Origin of the sequence: Microbacterium sp. (assembly GCF_031180975.1) — a bacterium.
GTDB lineage: Bacteria > Actinomycetota > Actinomycetes > Actinomycetales > Microbacteriaceae > Microbacterium.
Genome location: NZ_JAPSLI010000005.1, coordinates 42,776 through 61,088, shown reverse-complemented (window position 1 = coordinate 61,088; position 18,313 = coordinate 42,776). Strand labels below are relative to the sequence as shown.

At 68.3% G+C, this 18,313-nt stretch carries 16 protein-coding genes; 7 read left to right on the top strand and 9 right to left on the bottom strand.

Annotation, left to right across the window (positions count from 1 at the left end):
* Nucleotides 1–23: 23 nt before the first annotated feature.
* Nucleotides 24–338 (bottom strand): WhiB family transcriptional regulator, encoded by a 315-nt coding sequence (locus RIF65_RS08420; protein WP_309065079.1) that lies wholly within the window; start codon nt 336–338, stop codon nt 24–26.
* A 144-nt stretch (nt 339–482) separates the two neighbouring features.
* Nucleotides 483–1,598, bottom strand: coding sequence for a mannose-6-phosphate isomerase, class I (manA, locus tag RIF65_RS08415; RefSeq protein WP_309065078.1), 1,116 nt, complete (start codon nt 1,596–1,598; stop codon nt 483–485).
* An 83-nt stretch (nt 1,599–1,681) separates the two neighbouring features.
* Here manA and RIF65_RS08410 point away from each other — a divergent pair, with 83 nt between their 5' ends.
* Nucleotides 1,682–3,100, top strand: a complete 1,419-nt coding sequence (locus RIF65_RS08410; RefSeq protein WP_309065077.1) for an O-antigen ligase family protein — start codon at nt 1,682–1,684, stop codon at nt 3,098–3,100.
* Nucleotides 3,097–4,401 (top strand): O-antigen ligase family protein, encoded by a 1,305-nt coding sequence (locus RIF65_RS08405; RefSeq protein WP_309065075.1) that lies wholly within the window; start codon nt 3,097–3,099, stop codon nt 4,399–4,401. The genes RIF65_RS08410 and RIF65_RS08405 overlap by 4 nt, the downstream gene beginning before the upstream one ends.
* A 3-nt stretch (nt 4,402–4,404) precedes the next feature.
* On the opposite strand, the gene galE is transcribed toward RIF65_RS08405, so the two are convergent.
* Nucleotides 4,405–5,397 carry a UDP-glucose 4-epimerase GalE gene (gene galE, locus RIF65_RS08400; RefSeq protein WP_309065074.1) on the bottom strand — a complete coding sequence of 331 codons (993 nt, stop codon included), beginning with the start codon at nt 5,395–5,397 and terminating at the stop codon, nt 4,405–4,407.
* Nucleotides 5,398–5,471: 74 nt separating this feature from the next.
* Here galE and RIF65_RS08395 point away from each other — a divergent pair, with 74 nt between their 5' ends.
* From RIF65_RS08395 to RIF65_RS08385, 3 genes are read left to right on the top strand one after another with little or no spacing between them, the layout of a single operon-like run.
* Entirely contained in the window at nt 5,472–7,382 is a 1,911-nt protein-coding gene (locus tag RIF65_RS08395) for a glycosyltransferase (protein ID WP_309065073.1), read from the top strand.
* Nucleotides 7,379–8,341, top strand: a complete 963-nt coding sequence (locus tag RIF65_RS08390; protein ID WP_309065072.1) for a glycosyltransferase — start codon at nt 7,379–7,381, stop codon at nt 8,339–8,341. Before RIF65_RS08395 ends, RIF65_RS08390 begins: the two co-directional genes overlap by 4 nt.
* Nucleotides 8,338–8,946, top strand: coding sequence for a hypothetical protein (locus RIF65_RS08385; RefSeq protein WP_309065071.1), 609 nt, complete (start codon nt 8,338–8,340; stop codon nt 8,944–8,946). The genes RIF65_RS08390 and RIF65_RS08385 overlap by 4 nt, the downstream gene beginning before the upstream one ends.
* A 17-nt stretch (nt 8,947–8,963) precedes the next feature.
* On the opposite strand, the gene RIF65_RS08380 is transcribed toward RIF65_RS08385, so the two are convergent.
* The 3 genes from RIF65_RS08380 to glf are packed head-to-tail and all read right to left on the bottom strand — an operon-like array spanning nt 8,964 to nt 11,649.
* A complete protein-coding gene (locus RIF65_RS08380; RefSeq protein WP_309065070.1) occupies nt 8,964–9,701 on the bottom strand; it encodes an ABC transporter ATP-binding protein in 738 nt (245 codons plus the stop codon).
* Nucleotides 9,701–10,492, bottom strand: coding sequence for an ABC transporter permease (locus RIF65_RS08375; RefSeq protein ID WP_309065069.1), 792 nt, complete (start codon nt 10,490–10,492; stop codon nt 9,701–9,703). Before RIF65_RS08375 ends, RIF65_RS08380 begins: the two co-directional genes overlap by 1 nt.
* Before the next feature lie 8 nt (nt 10,493–10,500).
* Entirely contained in the window at nt 10,501–11,649 is a 1,149-nt protein-coding gene (gene glf / locus RIF65_RS08370; protein ID WP_309065068.1) for a UDP-galactopyranose mutase, read from the bottom strand.
* A 147-nt stretch (nt 11,650–11,796) separates the two neighbouring features.
* On the opposite strand from glf, the gene RIF65_RS08365 reads away from it, so the two are divergent.
* Both RIF65_RS08365 and RIF65_RS08360 read left to right on the top strand, forming a co-directional pair.
* Nucleotides 11,797–13,821 carry a cell wall-binding repeat-containing protein gene (locus RIF65_RS08365; protein WP_309065067.1) on the top strand — a complete coding sequence of 675 codons (2,025 nt, stop codon included), beginning with the start codon at nt 11,797–11,799 and terminating at the stop codon, nt 13,819–13,821.
* A gap of 99 nt (nt 13,822–13,920) precedes the next feature.
* The gene (locus RIF65_RS08360; RefSeq protein ID WP_309065066.1) at nt 13,921–15,363 is read left to right on the top strand and encodes a cell wall-binding repeat-containing protein; all 1,443 of its coding nucleotides are present in this window, start codon (nt 13,921–13,923) and stop codon (nt 15,361–15,363) included.
* 78 nt (nt 15,364–15,441) lie between these two features.
* Here RIF65_RS08360 and RIF65_RS08355 read toward each other — a convergent pair whose 3' ends face one another.
* From RIF65_RS08355 to RIF65_RS08345, 3 genes are read right to left on the bottom strand one after another with little or no spacing between them, the layout of a single operon-like run.
* A complete protein-coding gene (locus RIF65_RS08355) occupies nt 15,442–16,884 on the bottom strand; it encodes a hypothetical protein (RefSeq protein ID WP_309065065.1) in 1,443 nt (480 codons plus the stop codon).
* On the bottom strand, nt 16,881–17,300 hold the full coding sequence (locus RIF65_RS08350; protein WP_309065064.1) for a GtrA family protein: 420 nt from the start codon (nt 17,298–17,300) through the stop codon (nt 16,881–16,883). The genes RIF65_RS08355 and RIF65_RS08350 overlap by 4 nt, the downstream gene beginning before the upstream one ends.
* Complete coding sequence (locus RIF65_RS08345; RefSeq protein ID WP_309065063.1) at nt 17,293–18,312, bottom strand: glycosyltransferase family 2 protein; 1,020 nt, start codon at nt 18,310–18,312, stop codon at nt 17,293–17,295. Before RIF65_RS08345 ends, RIF65_RS08350 begins: the two co-directional genes overlap by 8 nt.
* Between the last annotated feature and the right edge of the window lies 1 nt (nt 18,313).

Sequence of the window (18,313 nt, the reverse complement as noted above, 5' to 3'; positions counted from 1 at the left end):
GGCGCGCCCGCGAAGCCGAGCCCTCAGGCGCGACGCTTGAGCTTGCGACGCTCGCGCTCGCTGAGGCCGCCCCAGATGCCGAAGCGCTCGTCGTTCGCCAGTGCGTACTCGAGGCATTCGCCGCGGACATCGCACGACGTGCAGATCCGCTTCGCGTCGCGCGTCGAACCGCCCTTCTCGGGGAAGAACGCCTCGGGGTCGGTCTGCGCGCACAGCGCGTCGGCCTGCCATGCGAGTGCGTTGTCCTCGTCGGCGTCGGCTCGGCGTACGCCCGGCACGCCGAGATTGACCGGATCGACGAACCAGTTCTCGGGAACGTCTGAACGGTAACCCGTCATCTCAAACTCCCTACCCCGCCTTGCCCCCCTCGGGCTGCGCTTGACTAATTACACCCGTGTCATTCGCTGGGGTCAAGTCGCGAGATCGTAAACCCTCAAGAGGCCGTTTAAGGTTCTTGGGGTCACTCCGGCGTGTCGCGCCGCTCAGTCGCGTTGCGCACCCGGCTCCGCGACGAACGCCTCTCCCCTGCCGTCCAGCGTGAGGAGGGTCTCGTCGGCACTCGCGAAGGCGGCGGTCCCCACCGGAACGCGCAGGTCGGCGTCCGCGCTGGAGACCGTGACGTCACCGACGGTGGCGAGCACCATCGCGGGGCCGTTGACGCGCACCTCGACGCGCCCGTCCAGCTGCACGCGACGCAGGGCGAAGTCCGGGATCGGGACGTCGTAGGTCGTGACGGGTCCCTCGGCGGCGGGGCGCAGCACCGGCACCGGCCCCGGCGTGGTGTCGAGCACGGCGAGCAGCTCGGCGACGTCGATGTGCTTGGGGGTCAGACCGCCGCGCAGCACGTTGTCGCTCGCCGCCATGATCTCCACCCCGAGCCCGGAGACGTAGGCGTGCAGCAGACCGGCGCGGAGGAACACGCCCTCGCCGCGGCGCAGCACGAGGAAGTTCATCAGCAGCGCGACCACGACACCGCCGTCGCCGGGGTACCGCTCCGCGATGCCGCGCACCCCGTTCAGCGTGTCGGCGAACTCGTCGGATTCCGCCGCGGCGAGCGCGGCGACGATGTCGTCCACCGGCGCCTCGCCCGACAGCGCCCAGCCGATCGTGTCGCGCAGCACGTCGCCGTCGCCGGTGAGTCGCTCGCGCAGTGCGCGCACGCCGGAAGTCGCGGGGAGCGCGTCGAGAAGGCGCAGTGTGTCCGCCACCGGGCGGAGGCCGCTGAGTGCTTCGAAGCGCTCGCTCAGCGCGACGATCAGCTCGGGCTTGTGGTTGTCGTCGCGGTAGTTGCGGCTGGGGTCGGCGGGGTCGAGGCCGGTCTCCCTGGCGAAGCCGGCGGCGGCCTGCTCGCGGGTGGGGTGCACCTGGATGGAGAGCGGTGATGTCGCCGCGAGCAGCTTGAGCAGGTACGGCAGGGTGCCGCCGGTGATGGCGTCGAGCGTTCCGGAGCCCGCCACGTCGGCGGGGTCGCCCGGGTGATCGCCGAACCAGACCTCAGCTTCGGGGGCGCCGGACGGTGCGCGGCCCTCGAGCTCGGCGAGCAGCGTGGTCGACCCCCAGGCGTAGTCGCGGGGCGTGTTCGAGAGAGCGAGCAGCATGCCCTCAGCCTAGAGCCGCCCCCGGGGCGGCGAGCGTGCATGACACCGCCGGCGGCGAGCCCGATCACGGTAGCCTGATGCCGATGGCCGTGTACACCAAGCATCCGGTGGCCGCCCCGCCTGTCGCCCCCGCGCGCGAGGCGACCGGCCACCTTCTCGTGCGCGCCTACAGCGTGCTCACCATGTTCGGCGTGTTCGCGCACACCGCCGTGTACAACCTGCTCGGTGTCACCGGCGCTGCGGTGGTGCTCGGCGTGCTGACGCTCGGCGTGCTGGCGATCTGGGTGACCGCGATCGCGCAGGAGCGGCCGACCCGGTTCCCGTGGCGGCGCCTGCCCTGGGCGGCGATGACGTACGTCGCGCTCGCGCTGCTGTCGGTGCTGTGGTCGCGCTGGCCGGGCGCCACGATGCTGACGTGGGTGCTGCTGGCGACCGTGACGGTCAACGCGCTGTTCGTGGCGACCATGCTGACGTGGCAGGAGATCGCCCGCGCGCTGTCGTCCACCATGAAGGTCGTCCTCGGCCTGTCGCTCGCGATCGAGCTGTGGGTCGCGCTGATCGTCCGGCATCCCGTCCTGCCGAACTTCGTCGACGTGCCGGAGGGGAAGATCGACCCGCACCTGTACTGGGTGCGCGGCAACCTGTTCGAGGACGGCCGCATCCAGGGGATCGTCGGCAACGCGCACACGCTGGCGATCCTGTGCCTGTTCGCGCTGATCGTGTTCGGCGTGCTCTACGCGGCGGGGGTGCGCAGGCGCGGCGCCCTGATCGTGTGGGCGCTGGTCGCGGTGGTGCTGCTGTTCAAGGCCGCCTCGGCGACGGTGTATCTCAGCGCGCTCGTGGTGGCGGCGGTGCTCGCGGCGGCGCTCATCATGCGCGGCACCACGACCCCTGCGCAGCGCCGGACTGTCTACCTGGTGTTCGGCGCGGTCGCCGCCGCCGGCATCCTCACCGCGCTGCTGCTGCGGGATCGGCTGCTCGCGCTACTCGGCAAGGGGTCCGACCTCACGGGCCGTCTCGAGATCTGGGACGCGGTCTGGCAGCGCGCGATCCAGCGCCCGTTCGCCGGCAACGGCTTCTCGTCGCCGTGGGTCCCGTGGGATCCGGCGTTCGACGGCTGGATCGTCGACCACGGGCTGAGCGTGTTCCACGCGCACAACATGTGGTTGGACGCGTTCCTGCAGCTGGGCACGATCGGTGTCGTCGTGCTGGCAGTGGCGTGGCTGGCGCTCACCTGGCGGGCGTGGTTCTTCGCCGTCGACCGGCCCCGATGGGACCTCGACGACCGCCGCCCCTACTCCCCCCTCGCCCTGCTCCCCCTCCTTCTGGTCGCGGTGCTGCTCGTCGAGGGGCTAGCCGAATCCGCTCCGCTGATGTTGTGGGGCTGGATGCTGCTGGTGCTGCTGTCCTTCAAGATCAAAGCCGTCCCCCTGATCGGTGTCGGCGTCGGCGAGCGCACGCCCCTGATCACGCACGGCCCGCGGGCGCGGCGGGTGCCATGACCTCACGGCGCCGACGGCTCGCTGCCGGCCTGCAGTCCGCCGAGTTCGCCCGTGCCTACACTCTGGCGGCGCTCACGGCGACCTTCTCGTCGTTCCTCATCGAGCGGCTGACCTCGCGGGTGACACTCGCCACGATCGTCGCCGCGCTGGCAGTGACCGGCCTCGCGGTGCTCGCCGCGCGGCGCGAGGAGCTGTCGCCGCTGCGCTTCGCGCCGTCGTCGCTGCTCGCCTTCCTGGCCCTCGCCCTCATCAGCGTGCTGTGGACCACCGACCGTGCGCACACCCTCGCCGGCTGGGCGACCCTGTTCGGGTACGCGGCGATCGCGATCACTGTCGGTCACGTGCGCGACACCCTGCAGACCGTGCGTGCGATCGGCGACACGCTGCGCTGGCTGCTCAGCGTCTCGCTGCTGCTCGAACTCCTGTCGGGCGTGCTTCTGGACATTCCGTTCACCGCGTTCGGCATCAGCGGGAACCTCGCTCTCGGGGGCCCCATCCAGGGGATCTTCGGCACCCGCAACATGCTCGGCTTCGTGGCCGTCATCGGTCTGGTCACCTTCGCGATCGAGTGGCGCACCCAGTCGGTCAGCCGCGGCGTCGGCGTCTTCTCCGTGGCGCTGGGCGGATTCCTCGCCCTGCTGTCCGCGTCCCCGTCGGTGGTGGTGCTCGCCGCCGGTGTCGGCGTGGCGACCGGCGCCCTCACCGTGGTCCGCCACACCGCGCCGGCGCGCCGAGTGTCGGTGCAATGGATGGTGGGGGCGCTGGTGGCGATCGCGCTGGCTCTCGCGTTCGCGCTGCGGCACCAGATCATCCGGATGCTGGATGCCGGGTCCGACTTCTCCACCCGTGCGGACCTGTGGAACCAGCTGCTCGACTTCGTGGCGCAGCGTCCGGTCACCGGCTGGGGCTGGTTCGGCCCGTGGCCTCGGGGCGAGTACCCGTTCACCTACCTGAACTTCCTGCTGAACGACCGGCACCAGTCGGCGCTGAACGCCTACTTCGACACGTTGCTGCAGCTCGGCTGGGTGGGGCTGGCGCTGTTTCTGCTGCTCGGCGGCGTCGCGGTGGTGCGCTCCTGGCTCGTCGCGAGCGTGCGGCGCTCGGTGGTGTACGCCTGGACGCCCCTGGTGCTCGTGACACTCGCGGTGGAGTCGATGTTCGAGAGCTTCACGCTCACCGGGACCGTATGGGTGCTGCTCGTGCTGTGCGCCCTCCGAGCCGGTCAGAGCCGGTCGTGGCGGGAGACCATCGACGCCGCGCAGACCGGCACGATCACCACGCTGCGCTCGGGCGACGGGTGATGGTCAGGAGGGCAGCGTGCGCAGCTTCTCGGCCCAGGCGAGGGCGTCCCGCACTCCGTCCTCGATGCTGCGCTCCGAGCGCCAGTCGAGGGTCCGCTGCGCGCGATCCACGATGGCGTAGGCGCCGGCCTGATCGCCTGGCCGCCGTCCAGCCTCGACGACGGCGAGCGGCTCGCCGGTGACCTTCTCGAACGCGGCGATGAGTTCACGCACCGTGACTCCCTCGCCGGTGCCCAGATTCAGCACACGGTAGGGCTGCTCGGCCGTGGCGACCTCGTCGAACCGCTGCACCGCGGCGACGTGCGCCCGGGCGAGATCCCACACGTGGATGTAGTCGCGCAGCCCGGATCCGTCCCGGGTGGGCCAGTCCACGCCGGTCAGAGTGAATGCGGTGCCGGTTTCGTGAGCCGACATGATCCTGCCGAGCGCGTGCGAGGGCTTCGGATTCTGCAGGCCGGTTCGAAGCCGCGGGTCGGCGCCGATCGGATTGAAGTAGCGCAGGGAGATCGCACGCATGCGCCCGGCAGACGCGGTGTCCTCCAGGATGCGCTCCACCATCCACTTGGTGGTCGCATAGGGACTGCCCGGTGCAAGAGGCGCGTCCTCATCGACGCCGGTTCCGCTCTCGCCGAGATACACCGACGCGGATGAGCTGAACACGACACGGTCGATCCCGTGGAGCAGCAACCGCTGCAGCAGCGCAATGGTCTTGGCCACGTTCGCGTCGTAGTAGCCCAGCGGGTCGGCGACCGACTCCGGCACGACGATGCGCGCGGCGCAGTGGATGACGACGTCGATGTCGGGATGCTCCGTAACGATCCGGTCGACGAGCTCACCGTCGGCGATGTCGCCGCAATACAGCGAGCGCCCCTCACCGAAGTCGGCTCGCCCCGTGGAGAGGTCGTCGAGGATGACGACCTGGATGCCGGCGTCGAGGCATGCACTGGCGACCGTCGAACCGATGTACCCGGCGCCGCCGGTGATCAGAGCCTTCACCCGGTCATCGTATCGAGGTGCGCTGTGATGCTCTCACCGGGGTTTGCAAGCCGGTGCCGGTAAGCTGTCGCCCCGTGACCCACGTGCTGCAGAACGTCGTCTTCCCGCTCGACCGAGACCCCGATCTGCTTCCGCTGTACGCGGATCCGGAGACGTGGTCGTTCATCGATGAGGAACCTGTCCGGGTCTCCAGCCGCGCGCACCTCGGGAACATCCTCGGACGCAACCGCGCGCGCATCGTCGCCGGCCGTCGCGTGTCGCTCGGCACCTACTTCAACGCATTCCCCGCGTCGTACTGGCAGCACTGGACCAGCGTGCGGGAGATCCGGCTCACGGTCCGCACCAGCGGCCCTGCCACTGTGCTGGTGTATCGATCGAACGGCGCGGGGGTGCGACAGCGTGTGGCCACTCGCGAGGTCACCGGCGAGTCGACGACGTCGTTCGATCTCTCCCTCACCGAATATTCGGACGGCGGCTGGATCTGGTTCGACGTCGTCGCCGACGAGAAGAATGCCACGCTCGAGGGCGCCGAGTGGACGACCGAGCAGGAGCCGGCCCGCACTGGCAAGGCATCGTTGGGCATCACCACCTACAACAAGCCGGACTACTGCGTGTCGACGCTGCAGGCGCTGGCGGATGCGCCCGACGCGCTCGAGCACGTCGACCGCATCTTCCTCGTCGACCAGGGCACCCAGCTGGTCTCCGACCAGGACGGTTTCGCGGACGCCGCGGCGCGCCTGGGCGAGACGCTGCAGGTCATCCGCCAACCCAACCTTGGCGGATCGGGCGGGTTCGCTCGGGCCATGGCCGAGACACTGCGGCGCCCGGAGAGCGAGTTCGTTCAACTGCTGGACGATGACGTGCGCCTGGAGCCGGAGTCACTGCGGCGCTCCATCGTGTTCGCGCGGTACGCCACGAGCCCCGTCCTCGTCGGCGGTCATATGTTCGACCTGCTGGACCGCCCCAAGCTGCACGGCTGGGCCGAGGTCGTCGACGAGCACCCGTTCATGTGGCGGAATCTCTACCAGGAGAAGATGCCGCACGACTTCGGCGTGGCGAATCTGCGCCAGTCGCCCCTGCTGCACATGCGGATGGACGCCGACTACAACGGCTGGTGGATGTGCCTGATCCCGCTCGCCGCGATCCGAGAGGTCGGCCTCGCCCTGCCCGCGTTCATCAAATGGGACGACGCCGAGTTCTGCCTGCGCGCGGGCGAGGCGGGGTTCCCCACCGTATCCTTGCCCGGCGTCGCGCTCTGGCACGTGTCGTGGATCAACAAGGACGACACGATCGATTGGCAGGCCTACTTCCACGCCCGCAACCGGATCGTCGCCGGACTTCTGCACTCGAGCGTCCCGCATGGCGGCCGGTTGCTGCGGCACAGTCTGCGCGTCGACCTCAAGCACCTCATGATGATGCAGTACTACCCGGTGGCGCTGCGGGCGCAGGCACTGCGCGACGTCCTCTCCGGTCCCGCCCACATGCGGCAGAACCTCGCCAGCGCGATGCCCGCGGCGCGTGCCATGGCCGCGGACTTTCCCGAGACGATCGTGCACCGCGACCCCAGCCGCGTGCTGCACTCCCGGCGCGGACGTCAGGTGTACAAGCGCCAGAAGACGCACGAGTTCGACAGCCCGACCGGCCTCCGGCTGCGCTGGTTCACACTGCGCACGCTGGTCGCACACTGGCTGCACGAACCCGATCCCGCCAACGTCGAGCAGCCCGAGGTGGAGTTCGGCAAGGGCGACGCCCACTGGTGGCGGGTCCCCTACTTCGACAGCGCGCTGGTGAGCTCTGCGGACGGTTCCGGGAAGAACATCTACACCCGTGACCGCGCGCAGTACCGTCGCATGCTGGTCGACTCCTGGCGCCTGCACCGCCGCCTCCGCAGACGCTGGCCGGAGCTGCAGCGGCAGTACCGGAACGCCCTTCCGGAGCTGGTGTCGGAGAGCTCCTGGCGCGAGATCTTCGAGGCGCAGGGATGAACGCCCGCGCTTTCGATCCGGCATCCGCGTCGATCGTCATCGTCACGTTCAACCGCTCGCATCTGCTGTCGGGGCTGCTGACCAGCATCCGCGCGATGGATCCGAAGCCGGGGCGCGTCATCGTCATCGACAACGCGTCGGTCGACGACACCACCGCCGTCGTCGACGGCTTCCGCGACAGCATCGGCACCGAGATCGTCTACCGACGGCTGGAGACGAACACCGGCGGCTCCGGCGGGTTCAGCGAGGGCATGCGCACCGCATACGACCTCGGCTCGGAGTGGATCTGGCTGATGGACGACGACGTCGAGGTGCTCCCCGACGGTCTGGCGAAGATGGGCAAGTGGGCACCGCGGTTCAAGAGCATCCAGGGTCGCCGGTACGACTACGACGGCAGCGAGTTCTACTGGCAGTACCGGATCGCCGAGCGCATGGGCATCCCGATCCCCTTCGCCCCGTCGAAGTTCGACGCGTCCGGCTTCAAGGAGATGAACAGCGGATGCTTCGAGGGCATGTTCATCCACCGGTCGATCGTGCAGCGCATCGGCCTGCCCGATCCCCGCTTCTTCATCTACTGGGATGACCAGATGTACGGCTGGTTGGCCTCCCGCCAGACCACTGCGGTGATCGTCGACGAGTTCGTCCTGCGCCGCACCCGCGAGATCCGGCAGTGGGACATGGGGATCCGGCACATGAACGCGTCGAGCAACGCGTACCGGTACTACATCATGCGCAACCGGGCGTTCATCAAGCACTACTACCGCACGCACCGCGTCTACCACCCCGTGCTGTTCGGTCTCGGCACCGCGGCGACGTTCGCCAAGGAACTCATCCGGCTGTTCTTCGTCGAGCGTACGGTGCGCGGCACCAGCAACCTGTTCCGCGGCCTGCGTGATGGCGGGCGCATCGGTCGCGATCGCACGTGGCAGCCCATGCCGGCGCTGGAGGGTGGAGCATGATCGACGAACCCCAGCCGGAGTACGTGTGGGCGTTCCCCCCTGAGCGCCCGCGCAACGCCCGCAAGGTGTGGCTCATCGTGCTGCTCGCGCTGGTCGCCGTCGCCATCGCCGCCGGGCTGTTCTGGCTGTTCGTGCGTCCCGGCATGGTCGCGGACCCGCGTCCCACAGACACGGCCACCGCCTCGCCCGATCCCAGCCCGACCGAGACCGCGTCGCCATCGCCGTCTGCGACGCCGACGGTGACGCCCACATCGCTGCCGACGGCGGCACCGACGACACCGCCGCCACCGGCGGATCCTGATCTGCCCGCCTTCCGCGGCAAAGTCGCGCCTCTCCTGCGTGACGCGGAGACCGGCCTGTCCTTCGCCAGTGACAGCCGCGGTCAGGACGGCGTACAACTCGCCGACGAGTTGATTGGTGACGCGGGCCTCATGGCGGATGCCGTGGCGCCGAGCTCCCTCGCCGATGAGTGGAGCCGCGGCGTGGACGCCTACGCGGAAGCGTTGCAGCAGCTGCGCACGGCGTATGAGAGCGGCGCTGGCCCGCAGACCGCCATCGACCGCGCGGGAGCCGCTCTCGCCGACCTGAACGCGCTGATCGGCTGACGTCGCGCCACGGCGGTTCAGCGGGGCGCGTAGTCCGCGTTGTACCGGTCGAGAACCTCTCCGATCGGCGCGTCCAGCACCAGCTGCCCCTTGTCGAGGTACAGCCCCCGCCTGCAGAAGCGGCGCAGGTCGCGCTCGTTGTGGCTGACGAAGAACAACGTCCGTCCCTCGGCGAGCAGTTCGTCGATGCGCTTGTAGCACTTGTCGCGGAACGCCTTGTCGCCGACGGCGAGCACCTCGTCGACGAGCAGGATCGGCTCCTCGAGCTGCGAGACGACGGCGAATGCCAGCCGTACCTTCATGCCGTTGGAGAGGTGTTTGTAGGGCGTGTCCTCGAAGCCTGCCAGCTCCGCGAAGGCGATGATGCCGTCGTAACGGCGGGCGACCTCCGCCCGCGACATGCCGTGCAGACCCGCCGTGAGCCGCACGTTCTCACGCACCGTCAGGTCGCCGACGAATCCCCCGGTCAACTCGATCAACGGCGCGACTCCCCCGTGCACGTCGACCGTGCCCTCGTCGGGGAGCAGGACCCCCGCCACGAGCCGGAGCAGCGTGGACTTGCCCTGCCCGTTGCGCCCCACGACGCCGATCGACTCGCCGGACTGCACTGTGAACGAGACGTCGCGCAGCGCCCAGAACTCCCCTGGTCGCGAGCGTCGGCTGGCCCCCGCGAAGAGGTCCTTGAAGCTGCGTCGACCACGGCGGTTGCGGCGGAAACGGACGCCGAGATTCTGCACCTCGATCGCGGCGGTCATCACAGCTCCTTCAGCACGGGACGCTCGAGAGTACGGAACACCCACAGCCCGAGGCCGAGGAGCAGCACGCTCATGACCACGCTGACGGCGACGGCGAACGGGTCGAGCAGGTCGGGGAAGAACGACGCCCGATACAGCGAGAAGATTCCGGAGAGCGGGTTGAACGTGATGATGGTCCGGAACGGCTCGGGGAGATCGCCGACGTTGTAGATGACGGGCGACGCGTAGAAGAGGGCGCGCAGGATCAACGCCGTCGTGCGCTCGAGGTCACTGAACAGCACGCACAACGGAGCGATCAGCAGTCCCAGCCCCACCAGCAGCGCGGTCTGCAGCAGCACGGCGACCGGGAACCACAGCACCCCCCACCCGACCGGCGCATGGAAGATGACGACGAACAGCACCAGCACGGGAAGCGAGAACAGGAACTCCATGCCTTTGCTCAACACGATGCGGTTGATCCAGATGGAGCGCGGGATCGACGTCGAACGCACCAGCTTGGCATCCCTGCGGAAGGCACGGGTGAAGTCCGAGATGGACGCGTTGAACCACACCCACGGCAGCAATCCGGCGATCAGGAACACGATGTAGGGGTCGGCTCCGACATCCCTCTTGAAGAAGAAGGTGAACACGAACAGGTAGATCACGCTCATCACGAGCGGGTCCAGCACCGACCACAGGTAGCCGAGGAAGCTCGTCGCGTACCGCACGCGCAGGTCCCTCGCCGAGAGGATCCACAGCGAGTGCAGGTAGCGACGCGGGGTGCCAGGCGCCCCCACCGTGGTCGTCGTCATCGCGTCGGTCAGTCGCTCTCGCCGAGGAACTGGTTGCGCCACATCGACAGCGCGGAGCCGATCGCCATGTGCATGTCCAGGTACTGGTAGGTGCCGAGGCGGCCGCCGAACTGCACGTCCTTCTCACCCTTGGCCAGTTCTCGGTACGCGAGCAGGCCGGCGCGGTCCTCGTCGGTGTTCACCGGGTAGTACGGCTCGTCCTCGCGCGTGGCGAACCGGGAGTACTCGCGCATGATGACCGTCTTGTCGGTCGGGTAGACGTCCTTGCGCTCGGGGTGGAAGTGCTTGAACTCGTGGATGCGGGTGTACGGCACGTCGGCGTCGGGATAGTTCATCACGCTGGTGCCCTGGAAGTCGCCCACGTTCAGCACCTCCTGCTCGAAGTCGAGCGTGCGCCAGCTGAGCGCACCTTCGGCGTAGTCGAAGTAGCGGTCCACGGGGCCGGTGTACACGATCGGGAGTTGCCCGACCGTGGCCCGCTTGTTCAGCGGCTGCGACTCGTCGAAGAAGTCGACCCCCAGCTTGACCTCGATGTTCGGGTGATCGGCCATGCGCTCCAGCCACGCCGTGTAGCCGTCGGTGGGCAGACCCTCCCACGTGTCGTTGAAGTACCGGTTGTCGTAGGTGTAGCGCACCGGTAGGCGGCTGACGATGTCGCCGGACAGCTTGGACGGATCGGTCTGCCACTGCTTGGCGGTGTAATCGCGGAAGAACGCCTCGAACAGCGGGCGACCCACCAGGGCGATGCCCTTCTCCTCGAAGTTGCGGGCGGTCTTCACGTCGAACTCCCCCGCCTGCGCCTTCACCAGCGCGCGAGCCTGGTCGGGGGTGTAGGCGGCCTGGAAGAACTGGTTGATGGTGCCGAGGTTGACCGGCAGCGGGTACACGACGCCGTTGTGGGTCGTGTAGACGCGGTGCACGTAGTTCGTGAACGTGGTGAAGCGATTGACGTACTCCCACACCGTCGGGTTCGAGGTGTGGAAGAGGTGCGCGCCGTAGCGGTGCACCTCGATCCCCGTCTCTGGCTCGGCCTCACTGTACGCGTTGCCACCGATGTGCGGACGGCGGTCGATGACGGTCACCTTGCGGCCGGCATCCGCGGCGCGCTCGGCGATGGTGAGGCCGAAGAAGCCCGACCCGACGACGAGAAGATCCATACTGCAATCGTATCGGCGCGCGGCTGGGAGACTTGGCGGCACGCGCCCCGGACCGGGGTGTTGCTACGCGGGTAACCTTTTCCGCTACTGTGAGCGCAGGCGGCGCTGTCCGTGCCGCGGTACCCGATACGAAGATGCGATTTCGCCATGCTCAGACGCGCCCTCGCGCCGGCATCCGCCGCCGCTCTCCTCTTGTCGACGCTCGTCGTCGCACAACCCGCATCCGCTTCGACCGTAACCGCGGCGGATCTTCCCGGCCTGCTGCGGGTTGCGGCCGTGGACACGGCGCACCCGTACGATCGCGACAGGTTCGAGCATTGGATCGACGCGGACGCCGATGGTTGCAACAGCCGCTTTGAGGTTCTGATCGCGGAGAGCACGACCGAGGTCGCCGTAGCGGCGGGCTGCGAACTGTCCGGCGGCACGTGGGTGTCGCCGTACGACGGCTTCGCAACCACGGATCCCGCGCGGATTCAGATCGACCACGTCGTCGCACTCGCGGAGGCGTGGCGGTCAGGAGCGTGGGCCTGGACGGACGACCAGCGCCGCGCGTTCGCGAACGACCTGGGCGTCGAGTACGCGCTGACCGCCGCCTCCGGGACCGCGAACCAGTCGAAGGCTGACAAAGACCCCGCACAGTGGATGCCGACCAACAGTTCGTACGCCTGCGAGTACGTCGTCGGCTGGACGCTGGTGAAGTACCGCTGGTCGCTCGCGGTCGACGAGTCAGAGCTCGCGGCCTTGCGGAGCTCCCTCTCCGGAGACTGCGGAGCGACGACGGTGGAGCTTCCGGAGGTGCAGGCCACGACCCCCGTCCCCTCTGAGCCGGCAGGTGGCGAGGTGGCCGCCTTCCCGGCCGGCGTCACTCGGCTGGCCGGCCCTGACCGTTACGCCACCGCGCTCGAAGTGTCGCGTCGCTACTCCCCCGGCGTGCCCGCCGTCTTCGTCGCGACCGGTGTGAACTTCCCCGACGCGCTGTCGGCCGCCGCGGCCGCCGCCTACCTCGGTGGTCCTCTGCTGCTCACACCGCCGAACTCCCTGCCTGCCACGGTGCGCGACGAGATCGTCCGGCTTCAGCCGCAGAAGGTCTACATCGCCGGGGATGCCGGCGCCGTCGGCGCCTCCGTGGAGAGCGCACTGTCCGGAATCGCCCCCATCGAACGACTCGGAGGGCTGTCCCGGTACGACACCGCGAACAACCTGGTCGCGACGGTCTTCCCGACCGCGTCTCACGCATTCATCGCCACCGGTCGCGCGTTCCCGGACGCGCTTGCCGCGACGGGTGCCGCCGGTTCGATCGGCGCCCCGGTCGTCCTCGTGGATGGACTGCAGTCATCGCTCGCCTCCAGCACCGAAGCGCTGCTGGCAGGACTCGGCGTGCAATCGGTCACGATCGTCGGAAGCGCGGGCGCCGTGTCCACCGGCATCGAGAATCAGCTCGCGAGTCGTTACGCCGTGGATCGGCTCGGCGGGGGATCCCGCTACGACACCGCGGCGATGATCAATGACGCGTACTTCGCGCCCGGCGCGACGAGTACCGCATTCCTGGCCACGGGGCAGAACTTCCCCGACGCGCTTGCGGGAGCCGCGCTGGCTGGGCGTCTGAAGAGCCCGGTGTACATCAGCACAGCGGCGTGCGTTCCCGAGGCTGCGCACGTCTCGATGCAGAACCTGGCTGCGCCCTCGACGGTCGCTCTCGGCAGCACTGCGGTCGTGGGCGCGAACGCGGCGGCGAACCTCGGCTGCCTGACGGCTTCGCGCCCGACGATCGGTGGGTCACCCGTCGTCGGCTCGACGCTGACGGCGTATCCGGGCAACTGGACCCCCGGAACGGCGTTCCGCTACCAGTGGCTCGCGAGCGGCATTTCGCTGAGCGGTGCGACCGGCTCCACCCTGTCCGTCACCAGTGCCATGGTCGGTAAGCGGATCTCGGTGAGAGTGGTCGGGTCGCTGACCGGATACGCGACGGCGACTGTCACCTCGGGCGTGACGTCGACTGTTTCCTCCCCGCCTCCGCCTCCCCCTGCGCCTCCGCGCTATCCGGGCTACGTGACACCTGGTGCTTTCTGCGCGAAGGAGTACGCCGGCTGGATCGGGTACACCGTCACCGGCGTCAAGATGCAATGCAAGACTGCGCCCGGGGACAGCCGACTGCGGTGGCGCGCCTTTTGAGCTCGCGTCCGCTCAGCTCGCCTATAGGATCCGAACAACGGCGTGTTTGGCGCGGGAGTCTCCCGCTGCTGCGAGCCGCTCACAGAAACGAGTATGTCTATGTCCGTGCGCCCATTCCGGCGTGCCTGCGTGGCGATGACCGCCGCGCTCGTCACCGCGTTGTCGATCCCGCTCGCCGCTCAGGCGAGCACGTCGGATGACGCCACCCATCCGACGCTCGACGACCAGGCTGCGACGGCGCAGTCGGCTGATCAGCTGAAGCCGCGGATCGTTCCGGGCCCCGCCAGCGCACCCGTCGGCGGATCCGCCCGCTCGTCGGTCGCGCCGCAGGCTGCTGCCACCCCGCCCGCACAGGTGACGGCGGTGAACGTCGCTGCGGTCGCTTCCACGATGGCCGATTTCGAGTGGAGCGCGCCGAGCGACGGCGGGTCGCCGATCACGAAGTATCACCTGCAGCTGCTGCTCGACGGCAACCTCCTGGACGAAGTCGTCACGGACGCACCGATCGTGAGCGCGACGTTCTTCGACCTCCTCCCCGACACTGGCTACGCGTTCCGCCTCGCTGCGATCAACGCTGTGGGCACCGGCGAGTTCTCGCAGCCCGTGTCCTTCACGACGACGCACTCCTCGGTCGACCGTCTGTACGGTCGGGATCGCTTCGAGACGTCGGTCCGCGTCTCGGAGGACGCCTTCCCGTTCACTGGCGTCGGCGTCGGGCTGGTCGCGAACGGCCTGAACTTCCCCGACGCCCTCGCCGCGGCAGCCGCCGGCGGCGCCTTCGTGGGGCCCGTGCTGCTCACCCACCCCGCTGCCCTTCCCGGTGTGGTCCGGGACGAACTGTTCGCCCTCGAGCCGGAGTACGTGGTGGTTCCCGGGGGTACCGGCGCCGTGAGCGACATGGTTCTCGACGCTGTCACGCCCGCCGCGGCCGTCGGGGGGTTCCGCATCGACGGCCTCAACCGTTACGACACCGCCGCGCAGATCTCCGACCTGTGGGAATCCGCGGACACGGTCTTCCTGGCCAGCGGCACGACCTATCCGGACGCCCTGGCAGGCGCTGCGGCCGCCGGGTTCAATGAGTCGCCCGTGCTGCTCACGTCCCGAGACGCTCTTCCCGCGGAGACGGCGGACGCGCTCGCGTATCACGCCCCGTCCCGCATCGTGGTCCTCGGCGGCACAGGATCCGTGAGCGCCACGGTCGCCAACCAGGCCAAGACTGCCGCCGGCACCAACCCCACCGTTCAGCGCCTCGCCGGGCCGGATCGCTACCAGACCGCCGTCGAGATCTCCAAGGCGACCTTCACCACGCCGCGGGTGCCCGTCATCTACGTCGCCAGCGGTGCCGGCTTCGCAGATGCTCTCGCCGGTGCGGCGGCCGCAGGGTACCGCGGTGGACCCGTCCTCCTCAGCGCGCAGGGATCGGCATCCGCGGCCGTGCTCGCAGAGATCGAGCGCCTCGACCCCGTTCGCGTCATCGTGCTCGGTGGGCCGGCCGCGGTGAGCGATACCGTGGTTGCGCAGATCGCGGAAGTGCTCGACTGAGTTCGTCCTTCAGAGGAGGGTGCGCGAGACGCGCACCCTCCTCTTTGTTTTCTGTCCGAACCGATCGGTCGGGACGCATCACTTCAGATGGAAGAGCTCGAACCGGTCGTTGGCGCGCGCGCTGACGTAGTCGGCATCCAGCAGCCGCTGCAGGTCTTCGTCCGACGGGCCGCTCGCGGGAACAAGCACCCAACTCGGCCGGGTGTCGGCGATGTGTGCCACGGTGTCGGCGGTGACCCGCGGATCCACGCTGCCCCACCACGGCTGGGTGATGAAGTACTTGTACGTCGGCAGAGTGTCCGTCATCAGGTAGTACGTCGCAGGAAGCGACCAGGGGAAGACTTCTCCTCGCTGATCCTCCGGGACGGACGCCAGAACATCCTCCAGCTGGTTCTCGTAGGCCGCTTCGGCGGCGTGGACCGCTGCGGCGTAGCGGATCGCGTTGGGAACCTGGTACCCCATCGCCGCCGACGAGGCCACCAGCAGACCGACCGCAAGGAGGTTCCGGAGTCGCGAGGTGAGCACCTGCAGCAGCATGAGGCCACCCAGCGCGATCATCGGGACGATCAGCGTCAGGTAGTGCGCGTACGACGTGGTCGGCGAGAGCACTGCGTAGAGTGAGGCCGCGCCGAGTCCGGCCCCCACAGCCCACGCCGGTCGTCGCGGGCCGAAGCGCATCACCTGTCCGATCACGCCGGCAGCGGTGAGCGCGGTCGCGAAGACGATGGTTCCGATATACGCGGCGGCCTTCGGTCGGATAGACGCATCGCCGATGTACCGCATGTTGAACCAGAACGTCGCGTTCATCATGTCGTCCAGCGTGCCTCGCAGGGCGAACCACCCGACGATCAGGCCGGTCACCACGAGGAATCCGATCACAGCTGCCAGGAAGCGCTTCACCACCGGCACGCGACGCAGAAGCATCTGGATTAGCAGGCCGGCGAAGATGCCCGCGATGGGCATGGCGTTGTTCGCGCGGATGAAGAACGTGAACGCGAAGGCGGCGCCCATACCGGCAAACAGCGCGAGCTCACGTCTCCCTCGGAGATCCTCCTCATCCGCAAGGGCTCGGAGTGCCCCGTACAGGACGAACACGATGAAGGGCAGCGAGAACTCCTCGGAGAGGTTGCCTCCTTCGAAAGTGAAGGAGAGAACAGCGAGCATGAGGGCCAGGATGGCGGCCGTGGCCACCCCCGGGACGAACCGCCGTGCCAGCGACATGACGAGAGCGAGGGATGCCGTCAACGCGGTCGCCTGGATCGCGAAGATGCCCGCCCTGCCTTCTCGGATGACCTGGCCGAGCCACTCGATGAAGAACAGCATCGGTCCTTTGTGGTCCCACACGTCGACGTACAATTCCTGCCCGTTGCGCAGGGCGCTGCCGACCACCCGGAAGATCGCGGCGTCTCCGCCGTAGACGGTGTTCACGAAGCTCGTCGCCGACGACATCAGGACGAGGAAGAGCAGCGCGATCGCAGCGGAGAGGCCCCAATCCAGGAGGTGAGTGATCGAGCGTCTCACTCGCGCACCTCCCGCGAATCTGCAACGGGCACGAAGACGTACCGTGCGTACAGGATGTAGTTCCACAGCATCGAGACGACCGTCGCGCATGCTTTGCCGAGGAGCAGTGCCAGCGACTGGGACGCGACCCCGCTCACCAGGAGCATCGTCCCCCAGATGACCAGCGGCTGCAGCAGCCACAGCCCCACGAGCGTGACCGCCGCGAACTTTACGATCTGCACTCTGGCGTCCCCGCTGGACCGGAATGTGAACGACCGGTTGGCGACGAAGCTGAAGCCGAACGCGGTGCTCGTCGAGATCACGTTCGCGAGGAACATCCCCATTCCGAGAGATGTCAGCAGGAGCAGGATCCCGAAATCGATCGCCGTGTTGAGCACGCCGACCACGATGAACCGAACCGGTCGACTGTCACCCATCGTGACCTGCAGCGCCGGGGACGTCGTCGCCGCGACCCGGTGCGTGACCGGGCGTGCCGAGCCGCACCTCACTGGTGAGATACACGGGGCGGGCCTTCGTCTCGCTGAAGATCCGGGCGATGTACTCCCCTATCACGCCGAGCGAGAGGAGTTGCACGCCGCCGAGGAACAGGATGACCGCCATGAGCGACGGGTATCCGGCCACCGACTCGCCACCCGGGATAAGCGCCCTGGCGACGATGATCACGAGGTACACGAACGCAGCCAGTGAGACGATCACCCCGATGATCGACGACAGGCGCAGTGGAAGCGTGGTGAACGAGGTGATTCCGTCGACCGCGAGGTTGCCGAGCTTCCAATAGTTGAACTTCGTCCCCCCGGCAGCGCGAGGGTCCCTGTCGAACGGGAGCGCGATCTTGCGGAATCCCACGAGCGAGAAGAGCGCTTTCATGTTCCGCTCGGACTCGCGATAGCGCCGCAGTGCCATGACGCAGTCGCGGTCGAGCAGTCGGAAATCGCCGGTGTCGGCTTGAATGCTCACCCTGCTCACCGACTGCAGCACACGGTAGTACCAGCGGGATGTCGACCGCTTCAGCCAGCTCTCCCCGGCGCGGGAACGACGTTGTGCGTAGACGTCCTGCCAGCCCTCTTCCCAGAGTTCGATCATCTTCGGGATCAGTGAGGGAGGATCCTGCAGATCCGCGTCGATGACGATCGTCGCGTCTGTGTCGGCGACATCCAGGCCGGCGAGCATCGCCCTCTCCTTGCCGAAATTGCGGCTGAGTACCACCAGCGAGACCCGGGGGTCCCGCTGCGCCAGACTGCGCACGAAGTCAGCGGAGCCATCGGTGCTCCCGTCGTCCACGAACAGGTACTCGAAGCGATACCCGGGCAACTGCGTCAGAACCGCGTCCACGGCCTCATAGAACAGCGGCAGCACCGCTTCCTCGTTGAACATCGGCACGAGGATCGAGATCGACTTCAGTGGCGGTTCCTGCACGAGTCGGCTCACC

What these genes read in the sequence shown, in the direction of transcription:
- RIF65_RS08420 (WP_309065079.1), bottom strand. Translation starts at nt 338, where the DNA reads ATGACGGGTTACCGTTCAGACGTTCCCGAGAACTGGTTCGTCGATCCG.
- manA (WP_309065078.1), bottom strand. Translation starts at nt 1,598, where the DNA reads ATGCTGCTCGCTCTCTCGAACACGCCCCGCGACTACGCCTGGGGGTCG.
- RIF65_RS08410 (WP_309065077.1), top strand. Translation starts at nt 1,682, where the DNA reads ATGGCCGTGTACACCAAGCATCCGGTGGCCGCCCCGCCTGTCGCCCCC.
- RIF65_RS08405 (WP_309065075.1), top strand. Translation starts at nt 3,097, where the DNA reads ATGACCTCACGGCGCCGACGGCTCGCTGCCGGCCTGCAGTCCGCCGAG.
- RIF65_RS08390 (WP_309065072.1), top strand. Translation starts at nt 7,379, where the DNA reads ATGAACGCCCGCGCTTTCGATCCGGCATCCGCGTCGATCGTCATCGTC.
- RIF65_RS08385 (WP_309065071.1), top strand. Translation starts at nt 8,338, where the DNA reads ATGATCGACGAACCCCAGCCGGAGTACGTGTGGGCGTTCCCCCCTGAG.
- RIF65_RS08380 (WP_309065070.1), bottom strand. Translation starts at nt 9,701, where the DNA reads ATGACCGCCGCGATCGAGGTGCAGAATCTCGGCGTCCGTTTCCGCCGC.
- RIF65_RS08375 (WP_309065069.1), bottom strand. Translation starts at nt 10,492, where the DNA reads ATGACGACGACCACGGTGGGGGCGCCTGGCACCCCGCGTCGCTACCTG.
- glf (WP_309065068.1), bottom strand. Translation starts at nt 11,649, where the DNA reads ATGGATCTTCTCGTCGTCGGGTCGGGCTTCTTCGGCCTCACCATCGCC.
- RIF65_RS08365 (WP_309065067.1), top strand. Translation starts at nt 11,797, where the DNA reads ATGCTCAGACGCGCCCTCGCGCCGGCATCCGCCGCCGCTCTCCTCTTG.
- RIF65_RS08360 (WP_309065066.1), top strand. Translation starts at nt 13,921, where the DNA reads ATGTCCGTGCGCCCATTCCGGCGTGCCTGCGTGGCGATGACCGCCGCG.
- RIF65_RS08350 (WP_309065064.1), bottom strand. Translation starts at nt 17,300, where the DNA reads ATGGGTGACAGTCGACCGGTTCGGTTCATCGTGGTCGGCGTGCTCAAC.